The organism is Micromonospora sp. HUAS YX12 (assembly GCF_040215685.1).
In the GTDB taxonomy this organism is placed as follows: domain Bacteria; phylum Actinomycetota; class Actinomycetes; order Mycobacteriales; family Micromonosporaceae; genus Micromonospora; species Micromonospora tulbaghiae.
In genome coordinates, this window is the sequence record NZ_CP157974.1 from 1,679,138 (window position 1) to 1,705,074 (window position 25,937).

Annotated in this window: 22 protein-coding genes; 9 read left to right on the top strand and 13 right to left on the bottom strand. The window is 71.7% G+C overall.

Translation table 11 applies throughout. From position 1 onward, the window contains the following. Positions 1-5: 5 nt before the first annotated feature. The 4 genes from ABIH81_RS08385 to ABIH81_RS08400 are packed head-to-tail and all read right to left on the bottom strand — an operon-like array spanning position 6 to position 3,735. Complete coding sequence (locus ABIH81_RS08385) at positions 6-1,514, bottom strand: SPFH domain-containing protein (protein WP_349879773.1); 1,509 nt, start codon at positions 1,512-1,514, stop codon at positions 6-8. Between the two features lie 25 nt (positions 1,515-1,539). Beyond that, positions 1,540-2,082 carry a hypothetical protein gene (locus ABIH81_RS08390; RefSeq protein ID WP_349879774.1) on the bottom strand — a complete coding sequence of 181 codons (543 nt, stop codon included), beginning with the start codon at positions 2,080-2,082 and terminating at the stop codon, positions 1,540-1,542. 31 nt (positions 2,083-2,113) lie between these two features. Then, entirely contained in the window at positions 2,114-3,214 is a 1,101-nt protein-coding gene (locus tag ABIH81_RS08395) for a hypothetical protein (RefSeq protein ID WP_349879775.1), read from the bottom strand. After that, entirely contained in the window at positions 3,211-3,735 is a 525-nt protein-coding gene (locus ABIH81_RS08400) for a SigE family RNA polymerase sigma factor (RefSeq protein ID WP_349879776.1), read from the bottom strand. Before ABIH81_RS08400 ends, ABIH81_RS08395 begins: the two co-directional genes overlap by 4 nt. A 53-nt stretch (positions 3,736-3,788) precedes the next feature. Between ABIH81_RS08400 and ABIH81_RS08405 the strand changes: the two genes are divergently transcribed. Then, positions 3,789-4,268, top strand: a complete 480-nt coding sequence (locus ABIH81_RS08405; protein WP_349879777.1) for a methylated-DNA--[protein]-cysteine S-methyltransferase — start codon at positions 3,789-3,791, stop codon at positions 4,266-4,268. 66 nt (positions 4,269-4,334) lie between these two features. Here the strand turns inward: ABIH81_RS08405 and ABIH81_RS08410 are convergent, their stop codons facing one another. Together ABIH81_RS08410 and ABIH81_RS08415 are read right to left on the bottom strand one after the other, a co-directional pair. Next, positions 4,335-5,414, bottom strand: a complete 1,080-nt coding sequence (locus ABIH81_RS08410) for an inositol-3-phosphate synthase (RefSeq protein ID WP_128138742.1) — start codon at positions 5,412-5,414, stop codon at positions 4,335-4,337. Between the two features lie 23 nt (positions 5,415-5,437). Next, complete coding sequence (locus tag ABIH81_RS08415) at positions 5,438-6,076, bottom strand: PadR family transcriptional regulator (RefSeq protein ID WP_349879778.1); 639 nt, start codon at positions 6,074-6,076, stop codon at positions 5,438-5,440. Between the two features lie 174 nt (positions 6,077-6,250). Here ABIH81_RS08415 and ABIH81_RS08420 point away from each other — a divergent pair, with 174 nt between their 5' ends. The 3 genes from ABIH81_RS08420 (at position 6,251) to ABIH81_RS08430 (ending at position 11,397) form a co-directional block, all read left to right on the top strand. Continuing rightward, positions 6,251-6,697 (top strand): DUF5318 domain-containing protein, encoded by a 447-nt coding sequence (locus ABIH81_RS08420; RefSeq protein ID WP_013289362.1) that lies wholly within the window; start codon positions 6,251-6,253, stop codon positions 6,695-6,697. Between the two features lie 194 nt (positions 6,698-6,891). Beyond that, positions 6,892-9,720, top strand: coding sequence for a transglycosylase domain-containing protein (locus tag ABIH81_RS08425; RefSeq protein ID WP_349879779.1), 2,829 nt, complete (start codon positions 6,892-6,894; stop codon positions 9,718-9,720). Between the two features lie 120 nt (positions 9,721-9,840). Further along, positions 9,841-11,397, top strand: coding sequence for a glycosyltransferase 87 family protein (locus tag ABIH81_RS08430; RefSeq protein WP_349879780.1), 1,557 nt, complete (start codon positions 9,841-9,843; stop codon positions 11,395-11,397). A 21-nt stretch (positions 11,398-11,418) separates the two neighbouring features. Here ABIH81_RS08430 and ABIH81_RS08435 read toward each other — a convergent pair whose 3' ends face one another. Together ABIH81_RS08435 and ABIH81_RS08440 are read right to left on the bottom strand one after the other, a co-directional pair. Then, the gene (locus ABIH81_RS08435; RefSeq protein ID WP_349879781.1) at positions 11,419-13,488 is read right to left on the bottom strand and encodes a hypothetical protein; all 2,070 of its coding nucleotides are present in this window, start codon (positions 13,486-13,488) and stop codon (positions 11,419-11,421) included. Further along, entirely contained in the window at positions 13,485-14,267 is a 783-nt protein-coding gene (locus tag ABIH81_RS08440; protein ID WP_349879782.1) for a deoxyribonuclease IV, read from the bottom strand. The genes ABIH81_RS08435 and ABIH81_RS08440 overlap by 4 nt, the downstream gene beginning before the upstream one ends. Before the next feature lie 629 nt (positions 14,268-14,896). On the opposite strand from ABIH81_RS08440, the gene rpsF reads away from it, so the two are divergent. The 4 genes from rpsF (at position 14,897) to rplI (ending at position 16,539) form a co-directional block, all read left to right on the top strand. Beyond that, positions 14,897-15,187, top strand: a complete 291-nt coding sequence (gene rpsF / locus ABIH81_RS08445; protein ID WP_013289357.1) for a 30S ribosomal protein S6 — start codon at positions 14,897-14,899, stop codon at positions 15,185-15,187. 82 nt (positions 15,188-15,269) lie between these two features. Beyond that, positions 15,270-15,797, top strand: coding sequence for a single-stranded DNA-binding protein (locus ABIH81_RS08450; RefSeq protein WP_018788497.1), 528 nt, complete (start codon positions 15,270-15,272; stop codon positions 15,795-15,797). Between the two features lie 41 nt (positions 15,798-15,838). Continuing rightward, complete coding sequence (rpsR, locus tag ABIH81_RS08455) at positions 15,839-16,078, top strand: 30S ribosomal protein S18 (RefSeq protein WP_013289355.1); 240 nt, start codon at positions 15,839-15,841, stop codon at positions 16,076-16,078. 14 nt (positions 16,079-16,092) lie between these two features. After that, positions 16,093-16,539 carry a 50S ribosomal protein L9 gene (rplI, locus tag ABIH81_RS08460; RefSeq protein WP_349879783.1) on the top strand — a complete coding sequence of 149 codons (447 nt, stop codon included), beginning with the start codon at positions 16,093-16,095 and terminating at the stop codon, positions 16,537-16,539. Between the two features lie 66 nt (positions 16,540-16,605). Here the strand turns inward: rplI and ABIH81_RS08465 are convergent, their stop codons facing one another. Next, positions 16,606-18,270, bottom strand: coding sequence for a hypothetical protein (locus tag ABIH81_RS08465; protein WP_349879784.1), 1,665 nt, complete (start codon positions 18,268-18,270; stop codon positions 16,606-16,608). A 526-nt stretch (positions 18,271-18,796) separates the two neighbouring features. Between ABIH81_RS08465 and ABIH81_RS08470 the strand changes: the two genes are divergently transcribed. Further along, positions 18,797-22,765 (top strand): replicative DNA helicase, encoded by a 3,969-nt coding sequence (locus ABIH81_RS08470; RefSeq protein WP_349881043.1) that lies wholly within the window; start codon positions 18,797-18,799, stop codon positions 22,763-22,765. 6 nt (positions 22,766-22,771) lie between these two features. Here ABIH81_RS08470 and ABIH81_RS08475 read toward each other — a convergent pair whose 3' ends face one another. The 4 genes from ABIH81_RS08475 to ABIH81_RS08490 form a co-directional block, all read right to left on the bottom strand. Next, positions 22,772-23,452, bottom strand: a complete 681-nt coding sequence (locus ABIH81_RS08475; protein ID WP_349879785.1) for a maleylpyruvate isomerase N-terminal domain-containing protein — start codon at positions 23,450-23,452, stop codon at positions 22,772-22,774. A 94-nt stretch (positions 23,453-23,546) separates the two neighbouring features. Continuing rightward, positions 23,547-23,942, bottom strand: coding sequence for a zf-TFIIB domain-containing protein (locus tag ABIH81_RS08480; protein WP_349879786.1), 396 nt, complete (start codon positions 23,940-23,942; stop codon positions 23,547-23,549). A gap of 23 nt (positions 23,943-23,965) precedes the next feature. Next, entirely contained in the window at positions 23,966-24,598 is a 633-nt protein-coding gene (locus ABIH81_RS08485) for a phosphoribosyltransferase (RefSeq protein WP_349879787.1), read from the bottom strand. Next, positions 24,595-25,932, bottom strand: a complete 1,338-nt coding sequence (locus tag ABIH81_RS08490) for a glycosyltransferase 87 family protein (RefSeq protein ID WP_349879788.1) — start codon at positions 25,930-25,932, stop codon at positions 24,595-24,597. The genes ABIH81_RS08485 and ABIH81_RS08490 overlap by 4 nt, the downstream gene beginning before the upstream one ends. Positions 25,933-25,937 lie beyond the last annotated feature (5 nt).

Sequence of the window (25,937 nt, forward strand, 5' to 3'; positions counted from 1 at the left end):
CGTCGTCACGGGGTGACCGTGGTGCCGTCCACCGTGGTCTTGCCGTTGTTCTGGGCGCTGCTGCCCAGCCGCGCCAGCAGCCCGGCCAGGTCGATGCCGGTCAGGTCGCTGCCGAGCTGAAGGCCCTGGGCGACGTTGCCGGCCACGGACTTGGTCAGCGACGACGCGCCGTCGGTGGAGATCACTGTCATCTTGTCGATCGCCCCGATCGGGGCGCTGGCCGCGCCGACCACCTCGGGCAGCACCTTGACCAGCAGGTCCAGCACGGCCGCCTCGCCGTACGCGGCGAACGCCTCGGCCTTGCGGGCCATCGCGTCGGCCTCGGCCTGACCCTTGGCGAGGATGGCCGCCGCCTCGGCCTGGCCCTCCCGCTCGACCGCCTCGGCGATCGCGGAACGACGGCGCTGCTCGGCCTCGCCCTCCTTGGCGCCCTCGATCGCGTTCGCCTCGGCCAGCGCGGCCCGGCGGGCCCGCTCGCCCTCACCGGTGAGGCGGGCCTGCTCGGCTGAGGCCTGCGCGGCGGCGATGGTGGCCTGCCGCTGCGCGTCGGCGTTGAGCACCGCCGCGTTGCGGGCCGCCTCGGCCTCCTGCTCGACCTTGTACCGGGCCGCGTCGGCCGGCTTGCGCACCTCGGTGTCGAGCTGGCGCTGCTTCAGCTCGGCGTTGCGCTCGGCCACCTTCTGCTGCTCGGAGAGGATCGCCTGGTCCCGCTCGGCCTGAGCGAGCGGACCGGCCGCGGCCGACTTCGCCTTCGCCGCGTCGATCTCGGCCTGAATGCCGGCCTGCTTGAGCGCCAGGTTCCGGTTCGCCTCGGCGATGGCCTCCTCGGCGAGCAGCCGCTCCTGCTCGGCCTGCTGCCGGGCCCGCGCCTCGGCGATGGCCGCGTCCTTGAGCACCCGGGCCGCCTCGGGCCGCCCCAGGTCCTGGAGGTAGGAGCCCTCGGCCGAGATGTCCTGGAGCTGGAACGTGTCCAGCACCAGGCCCTGGTTGGTCATCGAGTGCTCGGCCTCCTCCGCGACCGCGCTGGCGAACGCCGCCCGGTCCCGGATGATCTCCTCGACGGTGAGCCGCCCGACGATCGAGCGCAGCGCGCCGGCGAGCACCTCGCGGGTGAAGTTGTCGATCTCCTCCTGCTGGTTCAGGAAGCGCTGGGCGGCGGCGCGGATCGCGTCCTCGGTGCCGCCGACCTTCACGATCGCCACGCCGTGCAGCTCGGTGCGGATGCCCTGCTTGCTCACCGCGCCGCGGATGCTGACGTCGATCCGGCGGCTGGACAGGTCGAGCGACTGGAGCTTCTGCACCACCGGCAGGACGAACACCGAGGCGCCGAGCACGACCTTCTGCCCGGACATGTCGGTGGAGCGGGCTCCGTCGGCGGACTGGGTGGTGCGGCCCTTGCGGCCGGTGACGATGAACGCCTGGTTCGGCCCGGCCACCTTGATCCGGGACAACACGAAGAGAACGAGGACGACGGCGAGGAGGACCGCGCCGCCGATGGCGACGAGCAGGGGCATGGGCGTTCCCGTCTGTGTGGTGGTGTCAGTAGGTCTCGACGTGCACGCTGGTCTCGCTCAGTGCTTCGACGACGAAGATGCGGGTGCCGACCGGCATCGGCCCGTCGGCGCGGGCGTTGAGCTTCACCGGCTGGCCGGCGAGGCGTACCCGTACCTCGCCGTAGCCGCCGCTGGGGATCGGCGTCACCACCAGGCCGATCGCGCCGGCCAGGTGGTCGCGGGTGGGTGTGGCGTCCGTACGCATGTTGCGGGCCGCGCGGCTCAGCCGCGCCGCCAGCCAGCCGGTGGGCACTGCGGCGAGCGCGCCGCCGGCCACCGCCGCCGTGATCATTCCGGGGGTACGACCCCCGAGCAGTTCGTTGACGATCGCGCCACCGAAACCGAACGCCCCGGTGAACCCGGCGGCCGCCTCCAGCGACACCGGCCCGTCGACGTCCGGCTGACCGAGGTGGAGCACTCCCGAGCCGAGCAGGGCGAGGGTCAGCACGCCGACACCGACCCCGCCGATGATCAGGAAGATGAGCGTCCCGGTGGCCATGAGCTGCACGGTATCGACGCCGTGCAACATCGACTTCGCTCAGCGAACGTTCAGCGGCGGGTCAGCGTGGCGCGATCGTCACCTCGGCCAGGGAGAGATCCCTCGGCAACGGCTGACGCACGAGTTCGCGGCCGGTGGTGTCGGCGAGCACGAAGTCTCGCGACCCGTACGGCTGCCGGTAGAGCAGGCGGTCGTCGCCGGCCCAGACGACGTCGGCCACCGGCAGCGGGTTCACCACCCGGCCGGTCACCGCCTCCACGAGCAGCGGTTCCTTCTGCCCCTGCACCACCACCAGTTTTCCGTCCGGTGACCAGGCCCACGGCCCGGCCGGGTCGCCGGGCAGCGGCTCGAAGCGGGTGGGCCGGCCGCTGTCCGCGGCGAAGAACTGCACGCCCCGCCGGAGGTGCCGGACCGACTCGGACCGGGGACGGCTCGGGTCGGTCTGCTGGAGCAGCACCTCCCGCCCGTCCCGGGTCCAGAGGAAGAAGCAGTACTCGGTGCACGGGTAGCGGGTGGTGTCGACGGCGTGGGAGCGCGTGGTGCCGTCGGCGCTCAGCACGACGAAACCGGAATGACCGACCCGCTCACTGGTGAACAGCAGGCTGCGGCCGTCCGGCGACCAGTTCGGCGAGCCGAGCGCGCGGCCCGGCTCGTACCAGCTGGTGGTTCCCCGGGCCAGATCGACCAGACCGACCTGCCGGGGCCGGTCGTCGTCCCAGACCGCCACCAGCGAACCGGCGGGTGCGGGCAGAACGGCGTCGTAGCGGGCGTTGCCGAAGTACCGGCCGCGTCCCCGGTCGAGCAGGTACGACGGCCCGGCGGTGCCCGTCCCCGCCCGTGTGCCGGTGACCACCCAGTCGCCGGGCAGCACCAGCGGCCGGTCCGCCCAGTTGGGTCCGGGCGCCGACCGGACGACCGGCGACGGGGCGACGGTGACCGGCGGTGCGGTCGGCGGCGGAGCGGGGCGCGGACGGAGCAGGACGAACGGCAGGGTCACGACGACCACTGCGACGAGCGCGGCAGCGGCAGCGCCCGCACGCCGGCGACGGCGCAGCCGGCGGCCACGGCCGAGCGCGCGCGACGCCAGGTCCGGCGCGGGCGCGGCGCCGTCGGCGAGATCGTGTACGGCCGTCCGGAGCGTCTCGTCCAGTGACGTGCTCATCGGGTCACCTCCGTCCGGTTCGTCAGCTCGTCGAGCCCCGGCACCAGCTTCCGGAGCCGGGCCAGCGCCTTGGTGCTCTGGCTGGCCACGGTGCCGGGGCGGCAGCCCAGCAGCGCAGCCGTCTGCTCGACGCTCAGGTTCTCCAGGTAGCGCAGGGTGAGCACGGCGCGCTGGCGCGGCGGCAGTGCCCGCAGCGCGTCCCGTACCAGCAGCCGCAGGTCGCTGTCGTCGCCGGCGGCCGGCCGCTCCGGCAGTTCGGCTACCGGCACCTCCGCACGCCGCGCCCGTCGCCGCCAGCCGGAGACCTGGTCGTGGTAGAGGATCCGCTTCACGTACGGCTCCGCGTCGCCGTGGATCCGGGGCCACCGGACGTACGCCTTGGCCAACGCGTTCTGCAGCAGATCCTCCGCCGCGTGCTGACTACCGGCCAGCGCGTACGCGACCCGCAGCAGGGCCGCTCCCCGCTCGTTGACGAACGCGGTGAACTCCCCGTCGACCTCTGCCACCGTCCACCTCCGCATCTCCAGACGCCCGGGGCGGGGAAATCTTTGCCCACCGCGCGACAATGGGTGGCATGCGCTGGACCGTGCTCGACTCGCCGATCGGGGAGTTCTCCGTCGGCACCGACGACGACGCGGTGCGCGGCGCGCACTTCGGCCGGGTGGACGGGGCGGCCGACGAACCCGGTGACGCGGTGGCCCGGCTGGCGGTGGCGGAGCTGCGGGCGTACTTCGCCGGTGAGCTGACCGAGTTCACAGTGCCGGTGTCGGCGCCCCGGGGTTCGGAGTTCGAGCGCGCGGTCTGGCGGGAGATGACCCGCATCCCGTACGGGGAGACGAAGACCTACGGCGAGGTGGCCAAGGCGGTCGGTGACCCCGGCGGCGCCCGGGCGGTCGGGGTGGCCTGCAACCGCAATCCGGTGCCGGTGATCGTGCCCTGTCACCGGATCGTCGGCGCGGGCGGCAATCTGGTCGGCTTCGGTGGCGGGCTGCCACGCAAGGTGACACTGCTGGAGCTGGAGGCGTCGGTGGCGCTGCGGCGAGCCTGGTCCTGACGTACGCGAAGGAAGAAGGCCGGGTCCGCGCGGACCCGGCCTTCTTCCTCGTGCTCGTGCGCTGCGTCAGCGCTCGATCTCGCCGGCGATGAACGCCTCGACGGCGGCGTGCGCGTCGTGGTCGGCGTACTGCTCCGGCGGGGACTTCATGAAGTACGAGGAGGCGGAGAGGATCGGGCCACCGATCTTCCGGTCCAGCGCGATCTTCGCGGCGCGGACGGCGTCGATGATGACACCGGCCGAGTTCGGCGAGTCCCACACCTCGAGCTTCAGCTCCGCGTTGAGCGGGGTGTCACCGAAGGAGCGGCCCTCCAGGCGGATGTACGCCCACTTGCGGTCGTCCAGCCACGGCACGTGGTCGGACGGGCCGATGTGCACGTCGCTCTTGCTCATCTCGTGCGGGATCTGGGAGGTCACCGACTGGGTCTTCGAGATCTTCTTCGAGACCAGGCGGTTGCGCTCCAGCATGTTCATGAAGTCCATGTTGCCGCCGAAGTTGAGCTGGTACGTGCGCAGCAGCTCGACGCCGCGGTCCTCGAAGAGCTTCGCCAGGGCGCGGTGCACGATGGTGGCGCCGACCTGGCTCTTGATGTCGTCGCCGACGATCGGCAGACCGGCGTCGGTGAACTTCTTCGCCCACTCCGGGTCGGAGGCGATGAAGACCGGCAGGGCGTTCACGAACGCGCAGCCGGCGTCGATCGCGGCCTGGGCGTAGAACTTGTCGGCCTCCTCGGAGCCCACCGGGAGGTAGGAGACGACCACGTCGACCTGCGCGTCGCGCAGCGCCTGCGCCACGTCGACCGGCGTGGCGTCCGACTCCTCGACGATCTCGCGGTAGTACTGGCCGAGACCGTCGAAGGTCGGGCCGCGCTGCACGGTGACGCCGGTCGGCGGCACGTCGCACAGCTTGATCGTGTTGTTCTCGCTGGCGACGATCGCCTCCGCGAGGTCCATGCCCACCTTCTTGGCGTCCACGTCGAACGCCGCGACGAACTTCACGTCCGAGACGTGGTAGTCGCCGAAGGTGACGTGCATGAGACCCGGGACGCGGTCGTTCGGGTCGGCGTTCCGGTAGTACTCCACGCCCTGTACGAGGGACGAGGCGCAGTTACCCACACCGACGATGGCGACGCGGACGGAGCCCATAGCGTCTGCCTCCTTCTTCTTCATCACGGCCGCTCTGTCCTGGACGTTCCAGGCGTGGGCGGGCTTTCGTTGTCTCCTCGGCCACCAGCCGTCCCGGGTCGCGGGTCGGCCGGGGCCCGGCCGGAGCGCTCGTTGGCGATGAGCTCCTCCAGCCAGCGGACCTCGCGCTCACAGGCGTCGAGCCCGTGGCGTTGCAGTTCCAGGGTGTACGCGTCGAGGCGCTCGGCTGCCCGGCCGAGCACGTCACGAAGACCTTCGCGACGTTCCTCGATCTTGCGGCGACGACCTTCCAGGATCCGGAGCCGGGTGGCCTGGTCGGTCCGGGCGAAGAACGCGAAGTGCACGCCGAAGCCCGTGTCGTCGTACGTCTCGGGTCCAGCCTGCGCTATGAGCTGGGCGAAGCGTTCCTTGCCCTCCGCGGTAATGGTGTAGACCACCCGACCGCGTCGGCTGGTCAGCGCGGGAACCTCCTCGGCGGTCGCGGGTGTCTCGGCGGCTTCGGCGATCCATCCCGCCGCCTGCAGCCGGCGCAGGGTCGGGTAGAGAGAGCCGTAGCTGATCGCCGCCCGGATGGCGCCGAGCTTGGCGGTCAGCTCCTTGCGCAGCTCGTAGCCGTGCATCGGCGCCTCCTGCAGGAGGCCGAGGATGGCTAGCTCGAGCACGGGCCATCCCTTCTTTCCCCCTGCGCGGAGCACTAACCACCGCGATGTATCGGTCCGATACATCGCACGTTAGCGGACGGGTGAGGGTGGGGCAAACCCCGGCTTACGCGACGCGGTCATCACGCATCGTGACCGTGGTCGCCTGGGTTCGACGGAGCGCGTACCCTTTCCCGCATGCGTACGCAGCGCCAGGTCGTCGACTACTCGCTCCAGAAGCGGGCTGTGCTGCGTGAACTGCTCGCCGGGCGGATCGGCACGTACGACGTCTGCGACGCCTCGCCGTACCTGAAGAACGCTGCTCGTTTCCACGGCGAGCCGACCGACCACCGCTGCCCGATCTGCCGTAGCGAGAACCTGATCCACGTCCACTACATTTACGGGGACGAACTCAAGCAGTCGGCCGGCCAGGCGCGTACCCGGGCCGAGTTGCCCGTCCTGGCCATGACGCTGCGTGAGTTCCAGGTGTTCGTGGTGGAGGTCTGCCCCGGCTGTGACTGGAACCATCTCGTCGAGCAGTTCCTGCTCGGCCGGGACGGTCTCGCGGGCGAGGCGGAGGACGCGGACGAGTCGGTCGCGGCCAACGGCTCCACCCCTCGGCGAAGGCGAGAGGCGCAACGGTGAACGCGGCTGTCCCGATCGCTGCCGGCCCATTCCCCGGGCGGCAGGATCGACAGCCTTTACGCGTGATTAGTCCGAATAGATCGGATTTGACGGGCACGCGCCGGCACCGCCGGCGGGTAACGTCCCGTGTTCCAGCTCACGGCAACCCGGTGGCGGCGCCCCCGCGCCCCACCGCGACCGGCAGGGTGTGAGGAATGAACTACGGCGATCCCAGTTCTTCGCGTGGGCGGGCCCAGATCCCGGGCCCGAACGGCGACCCCGGTTCCGGAGGGAGCCGGGGCGGGAACGGTTGGTCCGGCGCGGCTGAGGGCGGCGCCTCGGCGCGCGCCTCCGCGACACCGTACGGCGCGGGCGGCCGGGCCTCGGTCGGCGGCGCCGCTCCGGCGCCGCGCGGGGCGGCAGGCTCGGCCTCGGTCGGCCGGGCCGGCGCGGGCGGCCGGGCCTCGGTGCCCGTCTCGCCGGCGCCCGGAGCCTCCGGACGCGCCGGCGCCGGCCGGGCGTCGGTGCCGGTCTCCCCGGCGGCTCCGGCCGGGCGCGCCTCGGTGGGCTCGGCGAGCGTCGGCGCGGCCGGCGTCGGCGGGCGCGCGAGCGTGGGCGCACGCGCGAGCGTCGGCGCGGCGGCGGTCGGTGGCCGCGCCCGGGTGCCCGGCGCCGCCGGCGGCGGCCCCGGTGGTCCCGGCGGCCCGGCCGGCCCCGGCCGGCGTGGCCGCGGTGAGGACCCGGCCCGCGCGAAGAAGCGCCGCCGGATCAACATGCTGATCGCCGGCTTCGCCGTGTTCACCATGCTCGTCGGTATCGGCGTGGTGAGCTTCACCTGGTACTCCACCAAGGTGGTGCTCCCGGAGGACACCATCCCGCCGCTGTCGACCACCATCTACGACTCGAGCGGCAAGCAGGCCATCGCCCGGATCGGCGACCAGAACCGCCAGCTGGTCACCATCGACCAGATCCCGGAGCACGTCCAGCACGCGGTCGCCGCGGCCGAGGACCGGAACTTCTACAAGCACTCCGGTGTGGACTACAAGGGCATCGCCCGCGCCGCGTGGAACAACCTCACCGGCGGCGACAAGCAGGGCGCCTCGACCATCACCCAGCAGTACGCGCGCAACGCGTTCGAGAACCTGAACCAGGACACGTACGGCCGCAAGGTGAAGGAGGCGATCCTCGCCTCCAAGCTGAACGACACGTACGACAAGCGCGTGATCATGCAGCACTACCTGAACATCATCTACTTCGGCCGCGGCGCGTACGGCATCCAGGCGGCGGCGCGGACCTACTTCGGCAAGGACGTCAAGAGCCTGACCGTGGCCGAGGCCGCGGTGCTCGCCGCGCTGATCAAGCAGCCGGAGCCGAGCGCCACCCACCAGGGCTACGACCCGGCGATCAACCCGACCGCCGCGCTGGACCGGTGGAACTACGTGATCAACGGCATGATCACGGAGAAGTGGCTCGACGCGCCGAACATGCCGCAGCACCCCACCGAGTACCCGAAGAACATCCAGAAGCCGTCGAAGAACAGCGGCGGCGGCTTCGGCATCGACACCCCGTACGGCAACATCGTCAACTACGTCTCGCAGGAACTGCGCGAGATGAAGCTCTGCACCGACAACGAGGCCGAGGCGACCGACAAGAAGCCGCTGTGCGCGAAGGCGCTGAGCCGGGGTGGCTACAAGATCACCACCACCATCAACCAGAAGATGCAGGAGGCGGCGCTCGCCGCGGCCCAGCGGGCCAAGAAGGGCTCCGAACTCGCCGGCCAGCCGCCGAACCTGATGGCCGCCGTGGTGGCCATCGACCCGAAGACCGGCCGGGTGCTCGCCTACTACGGCGGCGACAACGGCACCGGCACCGACTACGCCGGGAAGAACGTCGACAACGGCGTGGTCAGCGGCGGTCACTCGCCGGGTTCGAGCTTCAAGATCTACACGCTCGCCGCGGCGCTGAAGGAAGGCATCTCGCTCAAGTCCCGGTGGAAGGGCGAGGGGTTCACGCCGGAGGGCACCAAGTTCAAGGTCAGCAACGCCGGCGCGGACAAGGTCTCCTGCGGAAACTCCTGCACGCTCGAACTGTCGACGCTGAAGTCGCTGAACGTGCCGTTCTACTACATCACCGAGAAGATCGGCCCGGACAAGGTGCTCGACATGGCCAAGCAGGCCGGCGTCACCACCATGTGGCAGACCGACACCAGCCCGGCCAAGGCGCACGACCTGACCAAGGCCGACCCGAAGGACCTGGCTCCGTCGCCGTTCTTCCACGTCATCGGCTACGGCCAGTACCCGATCACCGTGCTCGACCACGCCAACGGCGTCGCCACCTTCGCCAACCAGGGCGTCTACAACAAGGCGCACTTCATTCGCAAGGTGGAGAAGCAGAACCCGGACACCGGCAAGTGGGACACGCTCGGGGGCGAGAAGCTCGACCCTAAGCAGCGGATCGACAGGGACATCGCCGCCGACGTCACCTCCGTGCTGAAGCAGTACCCGGGCCAGATCAACAAACGGCTCGAAGGTGGCCGGCAGGTCGCCGAGAAGACCGGCACCTGGGAACTCGGCGACAAGACCACCCGCAACGGTGACGCCTGGATGATCGGCTACACGCCGCAACTCGCCACCGCCGTCTGGGTCGGCAACGTCAAGGACCGCAAGGCGATCAAGTACAAGGACGGCCGGGACATCAGCGGCGCCCGGATGCCCGGTGACATCTTCCAGCGCTTCATGAACGACGCGCTCAAGGGCAAGGACAAGGAGGAGTTCCCGCCCGCGGCGAACGTCGGCGAGGACGACACCGGCAACGGCGAGGCGCCGCCGACGACGAACGAGCCCGGCCAGCCGGGCGGCCCGAACTGCGACCCGCTGGGCCTGTTCTGCCCCGGCGGCACGCCCGGCGGCGGCACCCCCGGTGGCGGCGACCAGGGTGGCAACAACCCCGGCGGGGGCGGGCTCCCCGGAGGCGGTGGACGCCCCGGTGGCGGCGGTGGCGGCGGTGGGCTGCTACCGAGCACACCACCGACACGACAGAACTGACGCGTACCACCTGACGGCGGCGGCCGGACCTCGGGTCCGGCCGCCGCCGCGTTTCGCGTACCGGAATTTCTCCGCGCGCGACGGGACGGCGACCCCCGGTGTACGGCAGGATGCCTCTCCATGAGCACCCAGTCGCCCGCAGGCATCGATGAGCCCGGCGCGTCCGAGCCGGCGCCACGATCCGCAGAGACGGTGGACCACCCGTCCCGCTCGGACTGGTTCGTCCGGGGCGCCTCCGGTCTGATCGGCGGACCGCTCGGCGACCACGCCGCCGCCCTGGACCGGCCCGCCGGCCGGGAGAGCCGGTTCTGGACCGCCGGCCGGATCGTGCTGGCGCTGGTGTGCCTGACGCTGGCCCTGCACTGGGTGCAGAAGTCGCCCTGCCAGGACGGCGCCTGGCAGAACAACATCCAGTACACCCGGATGTGCTACACCGACGTGCTGGCGCTCTACTACGCCGAAGGGCTCAACGAGGGCAAGGTGCCCTACGCCGACCACCCGGTGGAGTACCCGGTGCTGACCGGGTACTTCATGGGCGCGCTCGGCCTGCCGGTGCACGCCCTCGGCGCCGACAACCCCGCCATCAACCAGGGCCAGTGGTTCTACAACCTGAACGCGCTGGTACTCGGCGCGCTCGCGGTCGCCACCGTCGCGGTGATCCTCAGCCTGCGCCGACGACGACCCTGGGACGCCGCGTTGTTCGCGCTCTCCCCGGCGCTGTTGCTCACCGCCACCGTCAACTGGGATCTGCTCGCCATCGGCCTGGCCGCGTTCGGCCTGCTGGCCTGGGCGCGCGCCCGGCCCGACCGGTACGCGCTGCTGCTGCCCGGAGTAGCAGGCGTCCTCATCGGACTGGGCGGCGCGGCCAAGATGTGGCCGCTGTTCATCCTCGGCCCGATCCTGGTCCTCGCGTTGCGCGCCGGCAAACTGCTGGCCGGGCTCGTCGCCACGGCGACCGCGCTGGTGACGCTCGTGGCCGTGAACCTGCCGGTGGCGATCCCCTACCGGGAGAACTGGGAACGCTTCTTCGACCTGAACACCACACGCCCCATCGACTGGGGCACGCTCTGGTACATCGGCCGCTACCTGGACGGCCGGATCAGCCCGTCCTCACCCGGCCAACTCGGGCCCTTCGAGTGGCTCAACGCGAACATCCCCACCCTCAACTGGCTGTCGTACCTGCTCTTCGGCCTGGCCTGCCTCGGCGTGGCCGGACTGGCGCTGCTCGCGCCGCGCCGCCCCCGGCTGGCCCAGCTCGCCTTCCTGGTAGTCGCCGCGTTCCTCATCTTCAGCAAGGTGTGGTCCCAGCAGTTCGTGCTCTGGCTGCTGCCGCTCGCGGTGCTCGCCCGGCCGCGCTGGGGCGCGTTCCTGGCCTGGCAGGTCGCCGAGGTCTGCTACTTCGCCGCGTTCTACGGCGAACTGCTCGGCACGGCCATGTCCCGGCCCGTCTTCCCCGAGGGCGTCTTCGTGCTGGCGTCGAGCCTGCGCCTGATCACCGTGGCGGTGCTCTGCGGGTTCGTCATCCGGGACATCCTGCGGCCCGAACTGGACGTCGTCCGGCACACCTACGCCGACGACCCGGACGGCGGGGTGCTCGACGGCGCGCCCGACGCACCCTGGCATCAGCGATGGCGGGCACGCGCCGCCGAACGGCCCGCCGAACCCGTTCCGGTGTGACCGAGGCAGTCGTGTGCCGGCCTACAGCCGGAACACGACCGCGTCGCCGGCCTGCTCCCGGGTCACTCCCGGCGTGTCGACCGGCCGGTCGAGCAACCCCTCCCACGGGGTGCCGTCCAGCTCGTCACGCAACACGACCACGTTCTTCACGCCGATCTGCCGCAGGTAGTCGACGCTCGCGTAGTCCGGGAAGCTGACTGTCGCCTCGCGGATCCGAGCCTGGGAACGCGGCGTGAAACCACTACCGCCGTTGACCATCGGCTGGAACCGATCGGTGGACCAGAGCATCACCGGCTGGTCCAGGTTCTGGCTGCTCGGCAGCACCAGCATCGGGCCGTCGACGGTCCGCATCGCCGCCGGCTGCCGCGGCACCACCGGCTGCGGCGTGGCGTTCAGCCCCTCCACGAGCACCAGCGCCAACGGCAGCAGCGTGGCCAGGCGCAGCCACGGGCCCGGCCACGGCGGCACCCGTTCAGCGGCCAGCTCGCGTACCCGCATGCAGAACGCGGTGACCGCGCCGGCCGCGAGCAGGCCCAGCAGCAGCGTGGTCCAGAGCATCATCCGGCCCGGCGTGCGCAGCCCGCTCCAGCCCGGCAGGTAGTCGAACAACGGCACGTAGGTGAACCGGCCGCCGAAGAACCGGGTGCCCATCGCCAGGGCCATCGTCACGAGCACCCCGGCCAGCAGGAAGATCCGGTGCCGGACCCGCCAGACCGAGAAGAACAGGCCACCGGCGGCGAGCGCGTAGAGCGCGAAGCCCGGCAGCAGCGTCATCTCCGGATGCCAGGGCAGCACGGCGCGGGCGCCCTCGTGCAGCCCACCCCAGACCCGGGACTCGGCCGGCGCGGTGAAGAACCCGCTCGCCGGCGGCGAGTAGAGCCCGATGTCACCGAGCGTCCGCTCCGCGTTCGGGTGCAGCTCGGCGACCTTGAAGTACGGCACCGCCAGCGCCGCACCCACCGCGGCGAAGGCGAGCCCGCCGAACACGTCGGCCAGGAACAGGCGCCGGCCGAACGGACGCCTCACCCGGCGCCGCCGCACGAACCACAGCACCACCGCGACCACACCTGTCCCGGCCAGCATGTACGCGAACGGCAGCCCGATGCCGAACCCCAGGCTGAGCTGCCACGCGGCCACCAGCCACCCGGCGAACGCCCAGCCCGCGTGCCGGCGGCGCGGCCGGTAGCCGTACCGCAGCGACCAGCCGTGACCCCGGGCCAGCATGGCCAGCGCCAGCGGGATGCCGCCGTTGGAGAGGATGTGCAGGTGCCCCGCCTGGGCCAGCAGCCACGGCGCGTAGGCGAAGCCCGCACCGGCCACCGCGCCGCCGATGCGGCCCGCGCCGAGCTGCCGGGCCAGCGCGTACGCGCCGAACGCGGCGAGCGCGTGGGCCAGCACGAACATGATGTTGTAGCGCAGCACGGCGTGCTCCGGGCCGACCCCGATCAGGCCGGCCGGGGCGTACCCGAGGAGCGTGTCGGAGAACGCGAAGCTCCAGTTCTCCGGATAGAACGTGTTCGCGTGCCACAGCATCGCCGGGTCGGTCCGCAGGATGTGGCCGGACCACGCCATCTGCCACGCCTGCAGGCTCGGATCCCAGTAGTCCTGCGGCAGCGTGTGCCGCGGATAGCGCAGCGTGGGCCAGGTCATCGCCGCGGCCAGGGCCAGCGCGGCGACGGCGGCGAGCGTCCACTCGTGCACCAGGAACCGGCCGGCCGCGCGGACGGCCCGGCGGGCCCGGCCGAGCACCGGCTCCGGCGCGGGCCCGAACGCGGACCAGGGATCGGCGGGCTCGTCGCCGGCCGTACCCGTTGCGGCCTTGTCCCCGCTCTCGGCCTTCTCGCCGGCGGCCTCGTCCCGGGCCTCGGCCTTCTTCCCGGCGGCCTCGTCCGGGGTGCCGGCCCCGGGCTCGGCGTCCGCCTTGCCAGCCCTGGGCCCGGCGTCCGCCTTGCCGGCCGCCTCGGCCTTGCCGGCCGAGGGCGCGTCGGCTGCCTCCTTCTCGTCCGGCCGGTCCTGCGCGGCCGCGCCGCCGTCCGGCCCGGGCTCGGCGCCGGACCGGCGGCCGGTGGTGCCGGACTGCTCGGTCGTCACGCCGCCGCGCCCAACTGCCCGCGCAGGAACGCGATGTCGGCGGCCTGGCCCTCGACGCCGCCGGGGGTCTCCACGATCACCGGCGCGCCCGCCGCGCGGATCACCGCCACCAGCAGCTCCGGATCGATGGTGCCGCCGGTGAGGTTGTCGTGCCGGTCCTGGCCCGAGTTGAACGCGCCCTTGGAGTTGTTCGCGTGGATCAGGTCGATCCGCCCGGTGATCGCCTTCACCCGGTCGACCAGGCCCAGCAGTTCCTCGCCGCCCGCGTACGCGTGGCAGGTGTCCAGGCAGAAGCCGACCTCGTGGTCGCCGAGCGCGTCCCAGAGCCGGGCCAGCGAGTCCAGGTGCCGGGCACAGGCGTTGTCGCCGCCGGCGGTGTTCTCGATCAGCACCGGCAGCGGGAAGCCGCCCGAGTCCGCCGCGTACGCGAAGGTCTTGCGCCAGTTGTCGAACCCGACGGCGACGTCGTGGCCGGCGTTGACGTGGCCGCCGTGCACGATCAGCCCCTTGGCCCCGACGTCCGCCGCGGCGGTGGCGTGGGCGAGCAGCAGCTTGCGACTGGGGATGCGGATCCGGTTGTTGAGCGTGGCCACGTTGATCACGTACGGCGCGTGCACGTAGAGGTCGACGTCGGCGGAACGCAGGCGCGCGGCGTCCTCGCGCGGCTTCGGGGCCTTCCAGCCCTGCGGGTCGGCCAGGAAGAACTGGACCGCCTCGGCCTGCCGGGCGGCCGCCTCGGCCAGCGGGTCGGTCGGATCGACGTGGGCTCCGATTCGCATGCAGGGCAGCCTACGTCGCGCCTGCGACGGTCGGCGCGCTCGCGCGAGGCGCCCGGCGGGTCGAACGCGTCACCACCGGGCCCGGCGGTCGTTGTCCGAGGTGGGATCGATGGTCGACGCTCCGCCCGCACGTGGTCCACAGCACGGACGGGCGAGGGTGGACCCCCGGAAACGGGGCGCCCCGCCGTGCGGCCCGGCACGACGGGGCGGGATCCGCTCGTCATCCCGGTACGGGGGCCAGCAGTAGGACCAATTCTTCCATTTGCCCCAAGTGGTGACGAGAGCCATTGTATGGTCAGACCAGGTGACAACACGATAAAGCTCCGCGGGGCGCCTTCGATCCAACCTCATCGGTGTGGTCGTTCCTCCCCAGGTCCCACCCAAGGAATGCGGACGGGACGCCCCGCGGTCCCGTGTACAGGGGTCCACCTGCCGGCTCTCGTGGCCGGAGGTGGGCCCCTGTCGCCGCACCGGGACCACCGGCCCGGACATGATCGTCCGGACCGGCTATCCTGGTCCGGTTGTCCGTGTGTCCGGCCGGGTTCCCCCGGCACCGGCCACGGCAGCGACGCACGACCTCCTGCCACGGAAGGACCGTGGCCGCTTAGCCCACAGGAGGTGAGCACGTCTTGCGTCATTACGAAGTCATGGTGATCCTCGACCCCAGCCTCGAGGAGCGCACCGTCGCCCCGTCGCTCGACACGTACCTGAACGTGATCCGGACCGCGGGTGGCTCGGTGGAGAAGACCGACGTGTGGGGCCGCCGGCGCCTCGCGTACGAGATCAACAAGAAGGCCGAGGGCATCTACGCCGTCATCGACCTCCAGGCGACGCCGGAGGCCGTTGGCGAGCTGGACCGTCAGCTCCGACTCAACGAGTCGGTGCTGCGCACCAAGGTCATCCGACCGGAGATGCGCTGAGCATCTAGACCCGGCACGTCCGGATCACAAGCCTCATCCACGCTGTCGTACGGCTCTGAGAGCCTGAACGGCACAAAGATGAGTGCGCGAGGAGATGGTCATGGCAGGAGACACCACCATCACGGTCATCGGCAACCTGACCGATGACCCCGAGTTGCGATTCACCCCCTCCGGCGCGGCGGTCGCCAAGTTCCGGGTCGCTTCGACGCCCCGCTTCATGGACAAGGCCTCCGGCGAGTGGAAGGACGGCGAGCCGCTGTTCCTCTCGTGCACGGTCTGGCGCCAGGCCGCCGAGAACGTCGCCGAGTCGCTGCAGCGCGGCGCTCGCGTGATCGTGTCCGGCCGACTGCGCCAGCGGTCGTACGAGACCCGTGAGGGTGAGAAGCGCACCGTCATCGAGCTGGAGGTCGACGAGATCGGCCCGTCGCTGCGCTACGCCACGGCGAAGGTGCAGAAGATGTCCCGCTCCGGTGGCGGTGGCGGCGGCTTCGGTGGTGGTGGCGGCCAGGGCGGCGGCGGAGGCAACTTCGACGACCCCTGGGCCTCTGCTGCCCCCGCCCCCTCCCGCGGTGGTTCGGGCGGAAACTTCGACGAGGAGCCTCCGTTCTAATGGCGCCGAGCGCCCGCGATCGCAAACCAGGAGCACGAGCAATGGCCAAGGCTGCGGCACTTCGCAAGCCGAAGAAGAAGGTGAACCCGCTCGACAAGGACGGGATCACCTACATCGATTACAAGGACACCGCGCTGCTGCGCAAGTTCATCTCCGACCGCGGCAAGATCCGCGCTCGACGGGTGACCGGCGTGACCTCGCAGCAGCAGCGGCAGATCGCCCGTGCGGTCAAGAACGCCCGCGAGATGGCGCTCCTGCCGTACACGGCCACGACCCGCTGAGAGGAGGCACGGACATGAAGATCATCCTGACCCAGGAGGTGTCCGGCCTCGGCTCTCCGGGCGACATCGTCGAGGTGAAGGACGGCTTCGGCCGTAACTACCTGCTGCCGCAGGGCTTCGCGATCGCCTGGACCAAGGGCGCGGAGAAGCAGGTCACGGTCATCAAGCGGGCCCGCTCGGCCCGCGAGATCCGCGACCTCGGCCACGCCACCGAGGTCAAGGCCCAGATCGAGGGTCTGAAGGTCAACCTGAAGGCCCGCGCCGGCGACGGCGGGCGGCTCTTCGGCTCGGTCACCCCGGCCGAGATCGTCGACGCCGTCAAGGCCGCCGGCGGCCCGACCCTGGACCGCCGCCGGCTGGAGCTGCCCGGCCACATCAAGGCACTCGGCTCCTACCCGGTCAGCATCCGGCTGCACCCCGAGGTGACCGCCAAGTTCGACCTGAACGTGGTCAAGGGCTGACACCCGAAGCACGACGCGAAAGGCCCGCACCGGTCGCCGGTGCGGGCCTTTCCGCATCCTCGCCGCTCAACCGAGCGGCGTGCCGGTCACCGCGCTGATCACCACCGTGGACAGGCCACCACCCACCACCGCGGCCGCCAGCGCCACGGTCGCCGACCGCCACGTCGTCCCGACCTGCCGCAGCACCACCGCCACCACCAGACTGCTCACCATCGCCAGCCCGAACCGTGGCGCCGCCGACAACAGCGACTCCAGCGCGTGCGCACGCGGCGAGTCACAACCACCGCCGGTGATGTCCGTGACGCACCCCGCCGGAGGCTGGCCGCTCAGGAACAGCAGACCGATCACGAGCAGCACCGCCGGAACCAGATAGCAGGCCGCCGTGTAGACCAGCGGCCGCAACGGACCACCCGGATCCGGGTCCAGCAGGTCGTCCTCCAGCCGCCGGCCCCACGAACCGCCGCCGATCGTCTCCACCCGCCGCCGCAACGTCGACGCCGCCGGCTCCACCGGGCGACGGCGAGGCACGGTACGCGGACGCGGCGCCGAGTACGCCACCGCGGGCGAGCGGGGAGCCGTCGACGGCGTCTCCATCCACCGCGGATCGTCACCGGAGAGCCGGGTACCCGACCAGAACGCCTCGGCCCGGTCCGGCGACGCCCAGCCCTCCCGCACCGACGGCGCCGAACGGTCCCACGGATCGGCCTCCGCGTACCGGTCGTCGGTGTCCCGCACCGGCTCCAGGAAACCGGTGTCGGTGAACCGGTCCCACTCACCCGTGTGCTCCGTACGGTCCCACCGGCTCTCCGCCCGCTCCCAGCGGGTCGCGGGCACCGGCCGGTCCCAGGCGTGCACCCCCGACGCGTCCCACGGATCGACAGCGGGCGGCTCCACCGGCTCACGCTCGGCGCTCCGGCGGCGCTGCCACGGATCCGCCGCCGGTTGCGGCCGCGCCGACCCCGACGCCGCCGCCCTCGCCGCCGTCTGTCCCCAGGTCGGGTCCGACTCCGTGGCGTTCGACGCCGACCGGCCCGCATCCGACGCCGCCGGCCACTCGGCATCCGTCCCCGAGCGGGACCACGCGCCGTCCGGGACCGCCGGCCGCGACCACGTGGAGTCCGACTCCGCCGCCGGCGGCCAGGAGGAACCCGACGCCGACCGGCGACGCCGACCCGCCGGCCGTTCACCGTCCGATCCCGCCGGCTCCTCGCTCGCACCCGCCGACTCCGGCAGCCCGGACCAGGTCACCTGCGGCCGGCGCGTCGCCGCCCGACGCGGACGACTCCGGGGCGCCGGCCCCGACACCGGCTCGTCGTCCTCGTCCGCCCGCCGGTTGCCCACGTACCCCCGCTCCTGCGGGGCGTCCATCGTCCACTCGGCGGTGTGGTCCGACAACGGACCCGCACCGATCGCGCGCAGATCGCGACGCGGGCCGGCGTCCGCCCGCCAACCACCGCCCGAGGACGGCGTCTCCACCTCGTCGTCGTCCGGCGCGGCATGCCGCCCGCCGCCGTCCGCGCGACTCACCCCGGACTCCAGCACCCAACGGGGAAGGTACGTCTCCACCGGCTCGTCCTGGCCACGCTCGATCGCCCGCCGCCGGCTCGCCGTGCGGTAGCCCTCCGGTGCGTACGAGCCGACCCGGCGCGGTCCGGCGGGCTCGTCCCAGGAACCGCTCGGCCGTCGCTCGCGCGGGCTGTCCTCCCCGCTTCCCCAGTCCCGGTGTCTCACGGCCGGAGCGTGACCTCTCTCAACCCGAAAATAAACCCGCTGTCCCAGGTGTCGCCGTTCGCAGCGATAGTACGGGACGAACGACGACAAAGCTCGGCCGGAAATCTTCCGTCCACAGGGTGGGGATAGGAAAAGCCCAGCTCAGAGGCGATAAGCCCGGAATTCCCCATCACTTTTCCACACCCCTGTGCACACCCTGCGCACATGCCTGTCCCCATGCGTCCACAGGTTGTCCCGAGGCTCATCCACCGGCCTTGTTGAGCGGTTGACCTCGGGTTCCGTATCGTGGTCCCCCGACCGCCGGGCGATGACCCCCGATCGACCGGAGGGTCGGCGGAGAGTTGTCATACCCCAGCGATACAGCTGGACTCGATCCGACGCAGCGAGGGGGGAACCCGTGTCGGTCACCGACGAGACGCGTGCGGACCGGACCGGGGGGCAACCGCCCGAGCCGCCGCCGCGCGATGCGCCGTTCGAGAAGACACCACCCCAGGACGTCGCCGCCGAGCAGTGCGTACTCGGCGGCATGCTGCTCTCCAAGGACGCCATCGCGGACGTCGTGGAGATCCTGAAGACAGGCGACTTCTACCGCCCGGTCCACGCCACCATCTTCGACGCGATCCTGGACATCTACGGGCGCGGGGAACCCGCCGACCCGATCACCGTGGCGGCCGCGCTCGCCGACTCCGGCGACCTCGCCCGGATCGGCGGCGCCCCCTACCTGCACACGCTGATCGCCAGCGTGCCCACCGCCGCGAACGCCGCCTACTACGCCCGCATCGTCGGCGAACGAGCAGTGCTCCGCCGGCTGGTCGAGGCCGGCACCCGGATCGTGCAGCTCGGCTACGGCACCGGCCCGAGCGGCAGCCGCGACGTCGACGACATCGTCGACCTCGCCCAGCAGGCCGTCTACGAGATCACCGAGAAGCGCGTCAGCGAGGACTTCGCCGTCCTGGCCGACATGCTCCAGCCGACGCTCGACGAGATCGAGGCGGTCGGCGCCCAGGGCGGGGTGATGACCGGTGTGCCGACCGGATTCACCGACCTCGACCGCCTGCTCAACGGCCTGCACGCCGGCCAGCTCATCATCGTGGCCGGGCGGCCTGGTCTCGGTAAGGCGCTCGCACTCGACACCCCGCTGCCCACCCCACAGGGCTGGACCACCATGGGTGAGGTGCGCGTCGGCGAGCAGCTCCTCGCCGCGGACGGCACCCCGACGGCGATCACCAACGTCTTCGACGTGATGTACGACCGCCCCTGCTACGAGGTCGAGTTCTCCGACGGCTCGGTCATCGTGGCGGACGCCGAGCACCTGTGGAAGACCACGACCCGGGCCAGCCGCCGCCAGCCCGAGCCACTCCGGCGACGCCACTGGCCCGAGCCGGCGTTGGCGAAGGTACGGGCGGCCGAGGTGGCCGCATCCGCCGAACCGCATCGCCTGGTCTCTCTCGCGGAAACCCTGGAACAGGTCGGCCCGGAATTCCGCAACGTGCTTCACACGGTGGCGCAGAAGGTGGGTTCCAACGGCCGGGTTGCCCGCCCGGTGACCCGGAAAGGCAAGACGCACAACTGGACGACGCCGGGCTACCCGGTGGGCGCGTTGATCTCCGGCCTCCGCGCCCGAGCGGAACGACAGGTCAACGCCGGCAGCCGCGCCGAACACGACGGAATCGTCACGACGGCGCAGATCGCGGCCACGCTGCGCACCGAGACGGCCGACCGCCGTCTCAACCACGCCGTGCGCAACTGCGCACCGCTCCGACTTCCGGAACGTGACCTGACCGTCCCGCCGTACACCCTTGGGGTGTGGCTCGGCGACGGGCACACCGGGGCCAGCCGCTTCACCACCGCGGACGCCGAGATGGTCGACCTCGTGGCCCAGGACGGCTTCCTGGTACGCCCGAGCGGGCCCATGGTCTACAGCGTGCATCTGCCCACGCCGGCCAGGACGGTGGACCGCACCTGCGTCGACTGCGGCGGCTCCACCCGTGCCCTGCGGGAGAACCCCGGAACCCGCCGCTGCGCCGAGTGCCACGAGCGGAACGGCTCCTTCCTGGCCCTGCTCCGCCGAGTCGGGGTGGCCTACGACAAGCACATTCCGCAGGACTACCTACGCGCCTCCGAACCTCAGCGCCGGGCGTTGCTCGCCGGGCTCATGGACACCGACGGCACCGTGGCGCCGACCGGGAACCTTCAGTACACGTCCACCTCGCGACGCTTGATCGACGGAGTACGGGAACTCGTCGTCAGCCTGGGCTATCGGTGCACCATGACCGAGCGCAGGGTGCGCGGCCGCACCGAGGAATCTTCGATCGCGTACACGCTGAACTTCTCCACCCCGGACACGGTCTTCCGGCTGCAGCGGAAGCGGACCGCCCATGCGGTCCGGCGCCGGTCGTCCTCGGACGTCCGCTCCCACTCGCGGTTCGTCGTGGACGTCCGCCGGGTGCCGAGCGTCCCGGTGCGCTGCGTGACAGTCGACAATCCCGACCATCTGTATCTGGCGGGCCGCTCGATGATTCCGACGCACAACAGCACGGCGAGCATGGACTTCGCCCGAAACGCGGCTATTCGCGCCAACCAGGCGGCGGCGATCTTCTCGCTGGAAATGAGCAAGGTCGAGATCGTCATGCGACTCCTCTCGGCCGAGGCACGTGTACCTCTGCACGTCCTGCGGAGCGGGCAGCTCTCCGACGACGACTGGACCAAGCTGGCCCGCTGCATGGGTGAGATCAGCGAGGCGCCGCTCTTCGTCGACGACACGCCGAGCATGAACCTGATGGAGATCCGGGCGAAGGCGCGGCGGCTCAAGCAGAAGCACGACTTGAAGCTGATCGTTGTCGACTATCTCCAACTTATGACCTCGCCGAAGCGCACGGAGAGCCGGCAGCAGGAGGTCGCGGACCTGTCCCGTGGCCTGAAGCTGCTGGCCAAGGAGGTCGAATGCCCGGTGATCGCGGTGAGTCAGCTGAACCGTGGCCCCGAGCAGCGCACCGACAAGCGTCCGCAGTTGTCCGACCTGCGTGAATCGGGCTGCCTGACGGCCGACACCAGGCTCGTACGAGCCGATGACAACTCGGAGATCACTCTCGGGGCGCTCCTTGCCGGGAACGTCAGGGACGTTCCTGTTTGGGCCCTCGATGAAGGTCTCCGCTACACCCCCCGAACGCTCACCCACGCGTTTCCCAGTGGGACGCGCGAGGTGTTCCGGATGACCCTCGCCTCCGGGAAACAGGTGGAAGCGACTGCCAACCATCCTTTCCTCACGTTCGGCGGGTGGGTGCCACTGGAGGAACTCACGGTTGGAACGCGGCTCGCCGCGCCTCGGCACATTCCGCCGCCGCTGAACATCCAGCCGTGGGCCGAGTCGGCGGTGGTCATGCTGGCACACCTCCTCGGGGATGGCTCGTTCGTCCGCCGGCAGCCGATCCGCTACGCCAGTTGTGACGAGGCCAACCTGGCGGCCGTGACTGAGGCCGCGACGCACTTCGGGATCACGGCTGTGCGAGACGACTACCCGGCTGCCCGAGTGACCACGCTCCGGCTACCGGCACCATTCCGGCTCGCTCGCGGGCGGCGGAATCCGATCGCCGAGTGGCTGGACGGGTTGGGGCTGTTCGGGCTGCGGTCCCACGAGAAGTTCGTACCTCAAGCGGTGTTCGGTCTGCCCAAGGAGCAGATCACCCTCTTCCTTCGGCACCTCTGGGCCACCGACGGGTCCGTGACCGTCAACAAGTCCGGCCGAGGCGGACGGGTCTACTTCTCCTCCACGTCGCGGCGCATGCTGGAGGACATCTCACGCCTGCTGCTTCGCTACGGAATCTCGGCTCGACTGCGGCAGGTACCGGTCGCTGGACACCGGCCGCAGTACACCCTGGACATCTCCGGCCGAGACGACCAGCTCCGCTTCCTTCGGGAAATCGGTGTGCACGGTGAGCGCGCCAACAGCTGCGCGGCGCTGCTGGTGATTCTCGAATCCGTCATCAGTAACCCGAACGTGGACACCGTTCCCAGGGAGGTGTGGTCACGGGTTCGGGAGGTCCTGGCGGAGCGCAAAATGAGCCACCGGGAGTTCGCGGCGGCCGTCGGAACCCAGTTCTCCGGCAGCGCGATGTGGAAGCGTGCACCCAGCCGGTCCCGTCTCGCCAAGGTGGCCGCGGTGCTGGACTCTGCGGATCTCGACCTGCACGCCACGAACGACATCTTCTGGGACGAGATCGTCTCGATCGAGTCAGTCGGCGAGAAGGACGTTTACGACGCCACGGTGCTCGGCACACACAACTTCATCGCCAACGGGATCGCCGCGCACAACTCGATCGAGCAAGATGCCGACGTTGTTATCCTCTTGCACCGCGACGACTACTACGACAAGGAATCGCCGCGAGCGGGCGAAGCGGACTTTATTGTCGCAAAGCACAGAAATGGTCCCACTGACACGGTGACGGTGGCGGCCCAGTTGCACCTGTCGCGCTTCGTCGACATGGCGATCGTCTGAGCGGCGTCAGCCGAGCAGCGGGAACCAGCCGGCGGCCTCGCCCAGCTCCAGCCGGTCCCGGTCGGTGAGCGGCACCCGCCCGGCGGCCTTCAGCAGGTAGTCGTGGTCGTCCCAGCCGGCCGGCCGTACCGCGTCGTCGCTGACCAGGCCGTCCATCGTGGTCACCGCGACCCGCGTCGGGTCGGCCGCCGGCCGCGGCGCGTCCGGCAGATCCACCACCAGGTCCAGGTGGTGGATGACCGCCTCGGTGGTCAGGGTGGCGAGCAGATGGGGTACGCGCAGCACGTGGCCCTGCGTGGTCACGTACCCGTCGGGGTCGGCTGCGGCGGCCGCGCGGACGGCGGCGGGTGCGGTGTCGGCCCAGAGGCGGACCACGCCGGTGGGCCGGTCGAAGGCGGTGGCGGAGCGGCGGGCCCACCAGGCGTGCCGTGCGCCCGCGTCGTCGTCGCCGGGGGCGAACGCACGCCAGTAGCTGACGTCGTCCACGTCGGCCGGTCCCGGTGCGGGGCTGGCCAGGGCGACGAGCGCGCGCTGAGCGTCGCAGAGCACGTGGTGGAGCAGGTCGGCGACGAGCCAGCCGCGGCACCGGGTGGGCCGTTGCAGACCGGCGTCGTCGAGCGGGGTGACCACGGCGGTGATGCCGTCGTACGCCTGGGCCAGCGCCTCGTGCTGCCGGATCGGGCTCATGGCGAGCAGCCTGCCACGGTGTGGCGGGCACGGCACGCCGACGAGCGCGCCGGGTCGATGCGGTGCACCGGCCCGGCGTGCGCGTGGCCGGCGGTCAGTCGAACAGTTCGCCGAGGAAGCCGTGCTTCTTCTTGCGCCGGTAGTGGCCGTGGTAGCCGTAGTGCTGCTGCTGACCGTGGCCGTACGCGGGCTGCGCGTAGCCGTGGCCGGGCGGCGGCGGAGGAGGGGGCGGGGGGACGGCGCCGTAGCCGGGCTGGTGCGGCGCGGCGGCGGGCGGGGGCGGCGGGGGCGGTGGGTAGCCGGCTCCGGAGGGCGCGGCCTGCCGGGTGCCGCCGTGCTGCTGGTTCCAGTTGGCCTCGGCATCGAACAGCTTTTCCAGCTCGCCGCGGTCGAGGAAGATGCCCCGGCATTCGCCGCACTGGTCGATGACTACTCCGCTGCGCTCGTACTGGCGCATTTCTCCGCGGCACTTGGGACAGGTCATCTGCATGACAACGACGGTACCGGGTGTTTTCACGCAGTGGCGGTCAGCGCCTGCGTGACCTCGTCGTCGGAGACCTCGTGGAAGTCCTCGTAGTACGCGCCGACGGCGGCGAAGTCGTGCGGGAGTTGGCAGGTCACGACCGTGTCGGCGTCGGCGGCGAGCATGTCGTACGCCTGCTCGGAGCCGACCGGGACGGCGACCAGGACGCGGGCGGCGCCGAGGTGGCGGGCGACCTGGACGGCGGCGCGGGCGGTGGCGCCGGTGGCGAGTCCGTCGTCCACGATGACGGCGGTGCGCCCGGTGAGGTCGAGCGGTGGGCGGCCGCTGCGGTAGCGCTGTTCGCGGCGTTCCAGTTCGGCCTGTTCGCGGCGGCGGACCTGGGCGCGGTCGTTCTCGCTGATCCGGCCGGCGACCATCTCGTTGAGGACCTGGACGCCGCCGGGGCCGAGTGCGCCGTAGGCGACCTCTGGTGCCCAGGGCACGCCGAGCTTGCGGACGACGAGCACGTCCAGTGGCGCGCCGAGCCGGTCGGCGACCACCTGGGCGACGGGTACGCCGCCGCGGACCAGGCCGAGCACGATGACGTCGGGCCGACCGGCGAGGTCGGTGAGGCGTTCGGCGAGTTCGCGTCCCGCCTCGGCCCGGTCGCGGTAGGTGGTCATCCCTCAGGTGTACGCCTTCCGGCCGGTTCGCGCGGGGCGGTTGCCGGGAATGCCGCCGGGTCGTCCGGTCGGGTGAGCGCCGGGGCGAGGACGAGCAGCGCGGCCGGATAGAGCAGGTACCCGAAGCGGGTGGAGGGCATCAGCAGGATCGCGGCGAGCAGCCCGTACCCGCAGATGAGGGCCGTGGTGGCGGCGGTGCGGGGCGGGCGGCGCAGCAGCCGGACGGCGATGGCCAGTCCGGCGGCGACGAGCAGCACGGCGGTGACGGCGCGGCCGGCCGGGAGTGTCTCGGCGATGAGGTGCCCGGGGAACGGTGACTGGGCGGGGCTGGTGACGAGGCCGTGGCCGAGCGGGAAGCGCAGCACGTTCTCGACGAGGGCGTCGCGGTCGACGAGCAGTACCGGGACCAGCGCGAGGACGGGCAGGCCGATGGCGCCGAGGGCGGTGCGGGTCGCGGCGCGGCGGGTGGCGGCCCAGAAGATCAGCACGACGGCGACCGGCCAGGCGAAGAGTTTCAGGGCGCCGGCGGCGCCGACCGCGAGGCCGGCCCGGCCGGGTCGTCCGGCGGCGGCGAGCGCGAGGGCGAGAAGGCAGAGCGCGAGTACGGGGAGGTCGTCGCCGCCGGTGGCCAGGGTGAGCGCGCAGACGGGCAGGACGGTGGCGGCCTGGACGGCGCGCAGCACGGCGGCGTCGCGGCGGGGTGCGGCCGGGCCGCGCCTTGCGCGCAGCGTGGCGACGAGCGCGACGAGGGTGAGCGCGGTGACGACGGCGAACCAGACGCGGGAGTCGGTCCACCAGGCGTCGACGGCGGCTCGGGGCAGCCCGAACAGCGCCATCCCGGGCTGGTAGGGGGTGTAGCCGAGGAGTTGCTCGCCGGGGGGCAGGGCGGCGATGGCGTCGGGTCCGAGGTAGGGGGTGCCGTGCTCGGCGAGGCGGGCGCCGGCGTGTTCGACCACGATCACCTCCTCCTGGGCGCGGTCGGTGCGTCCGCCGGCGCGTTCGATGCTCTGCGTGACGATCGGCAGCAGCGCGGTGGCGGCCCAGGTGAGAGCGGCGACGGTCCACCGTGCGGGCAGGCCGGCCAGGGGTGTGCCGGGGTTGCGGCGGCGGGCGAGCAGTTGGGTGGTCGCGGCGAGCGTGGCGAGCGCGTACCCGATGGTGGCGACGGTGCCCCAGGCGCGGTGCGGCGGGAGCGTGGAGGTGGCGGCGGTGATCGCGGCGAAGACGGTGGCGGCGGCGTAGAGGCCCAGGTCGAGGGCGAGGCCGCCGGCGGCGGTGTCGAGTGCCGACCAGCGGCGGGAGACGGGGGTTGCCGGGTCGGCGTGGGCGGTCACGCGGG

Excerpts from the sequence above, each read along its gene's own strand:
- ABIH81_RS08395 (WP_349879775.1), bottom strand. The coding sequence starts at position 3,214 with ATGAGCACGTCACTGGACGAGACGCTCCGGACGGCCGTACACGATCTC.
- ABIH81_RS08470 (WP_349881043.1), top strand. The coding sequence starts at position 18,797 with ATGCTGCTCTCCAAGGACGCCATCGCGGACGTCGTGGAGATCCTGAAG.
- ABIH81_RS08405 (WP_349879777.1), top strand. The coding sequence starts at position 3,789 with ATGCGCTGGACCGTGCTCGACTCGCCGATCGGGGAGTTCTCCGTCGGC.
- ABIH81_RS08485 (WP_349879787.1), bottom strand. The coding sequence starts at position 24,598 with ATGACCACCTACCGCGACCGGGCCGAGGCGGGACGCGAACTCGCCGAA.
- ABIH81_RS08420 (WP_013289362.1), top strand. The coding sequence starts at position 6,251 with ATGCGTACGCAGCGCCAGGTCGTCGACTACTCGCTCCAGAAGCGGGCT.
- ABIH81_RS08430 (WP_349879780.1), top strand. The coding sequence starts at position 9,841 with ATGAGCACCCAGTCGCCCGCAGGCATCGATGAGCCCGGCGCGTCCGAG.
- ABIH81_RS08400 (WP_349879776.1), bottom strand. The coding sequence starts at position 3,735 with ATGCGGAGGTGGACGGTGGCAGAGGTCGACGGGGAGTTCACCGCGTTC.
- ABIH81_RS08440 (WP_349879782.1), bottom strand. The coding sequence starts at position 14,267 with ATGCGAATCGGAGCCCACGTCGATCCGACCGACCCGCTGGCCGAGGCG.
- ABIH81_RS08475 (WP_349879785.1), bottom strand. The coding sequence starts at position 23,452 with ATGAGCCCGATCCGGCAGCACGAGGCGCTGGCCCAGGCGTACGACGGC.
- rplI (WP_349879783.1), top strand. The coding sequence starts at position 16,093 with ATGAAGATCATCCTGACCCAGGAGGTGTCCGGCCTCGGCTCTCCGGGC.
- ABIH81_RS08390 (WP_349879774.1), bottom strand. The coding sequence starts at position 2,082 with ATGTTGCACGGCGTCGATACCGTGCAGCTCATGGCCACCGGGACGCTC.
- ABIH81_RS08480 (WP_349879786.1), bottom strand. The coding sequence starts at position 23,942 with ATGCAGATGACCTGTCCCAAGTGCCGCGGAGAAATGCGCCAGTACGAG.
- rpsR (WP_013289355.1), top strand. The coding sequence starts at position 15,839 with ATGGCCAAGGCTGCGGCACTTCGCAAGCCGAAGAAGAAGGTGAACCCG.
- ABIH81_RS08425 (WP_349879779.1), top strand. The coding sequence starts at position 6,892 with ATGAACTACGGCGATCCCAGTTCTTCGCGTGGGCGGGCCCAGATCCCG.
- ABIH81_RS08410 (WP_128138742.1), bottom strand. The coding sequence starts at position 5,414 with ATGGGCTCCGTCCGCGTCGCCATCGTCGGTGTGGGTAACTGCGCCTCG.
- ABIH81_RS08385 (WP_349879773.1), bottom strand. The coding sequence starts at position 1,514 with ATGCCCCTGCTCGTCGCCATCGGCGGCGCGGTCCTCCTCGCCGTCGTC.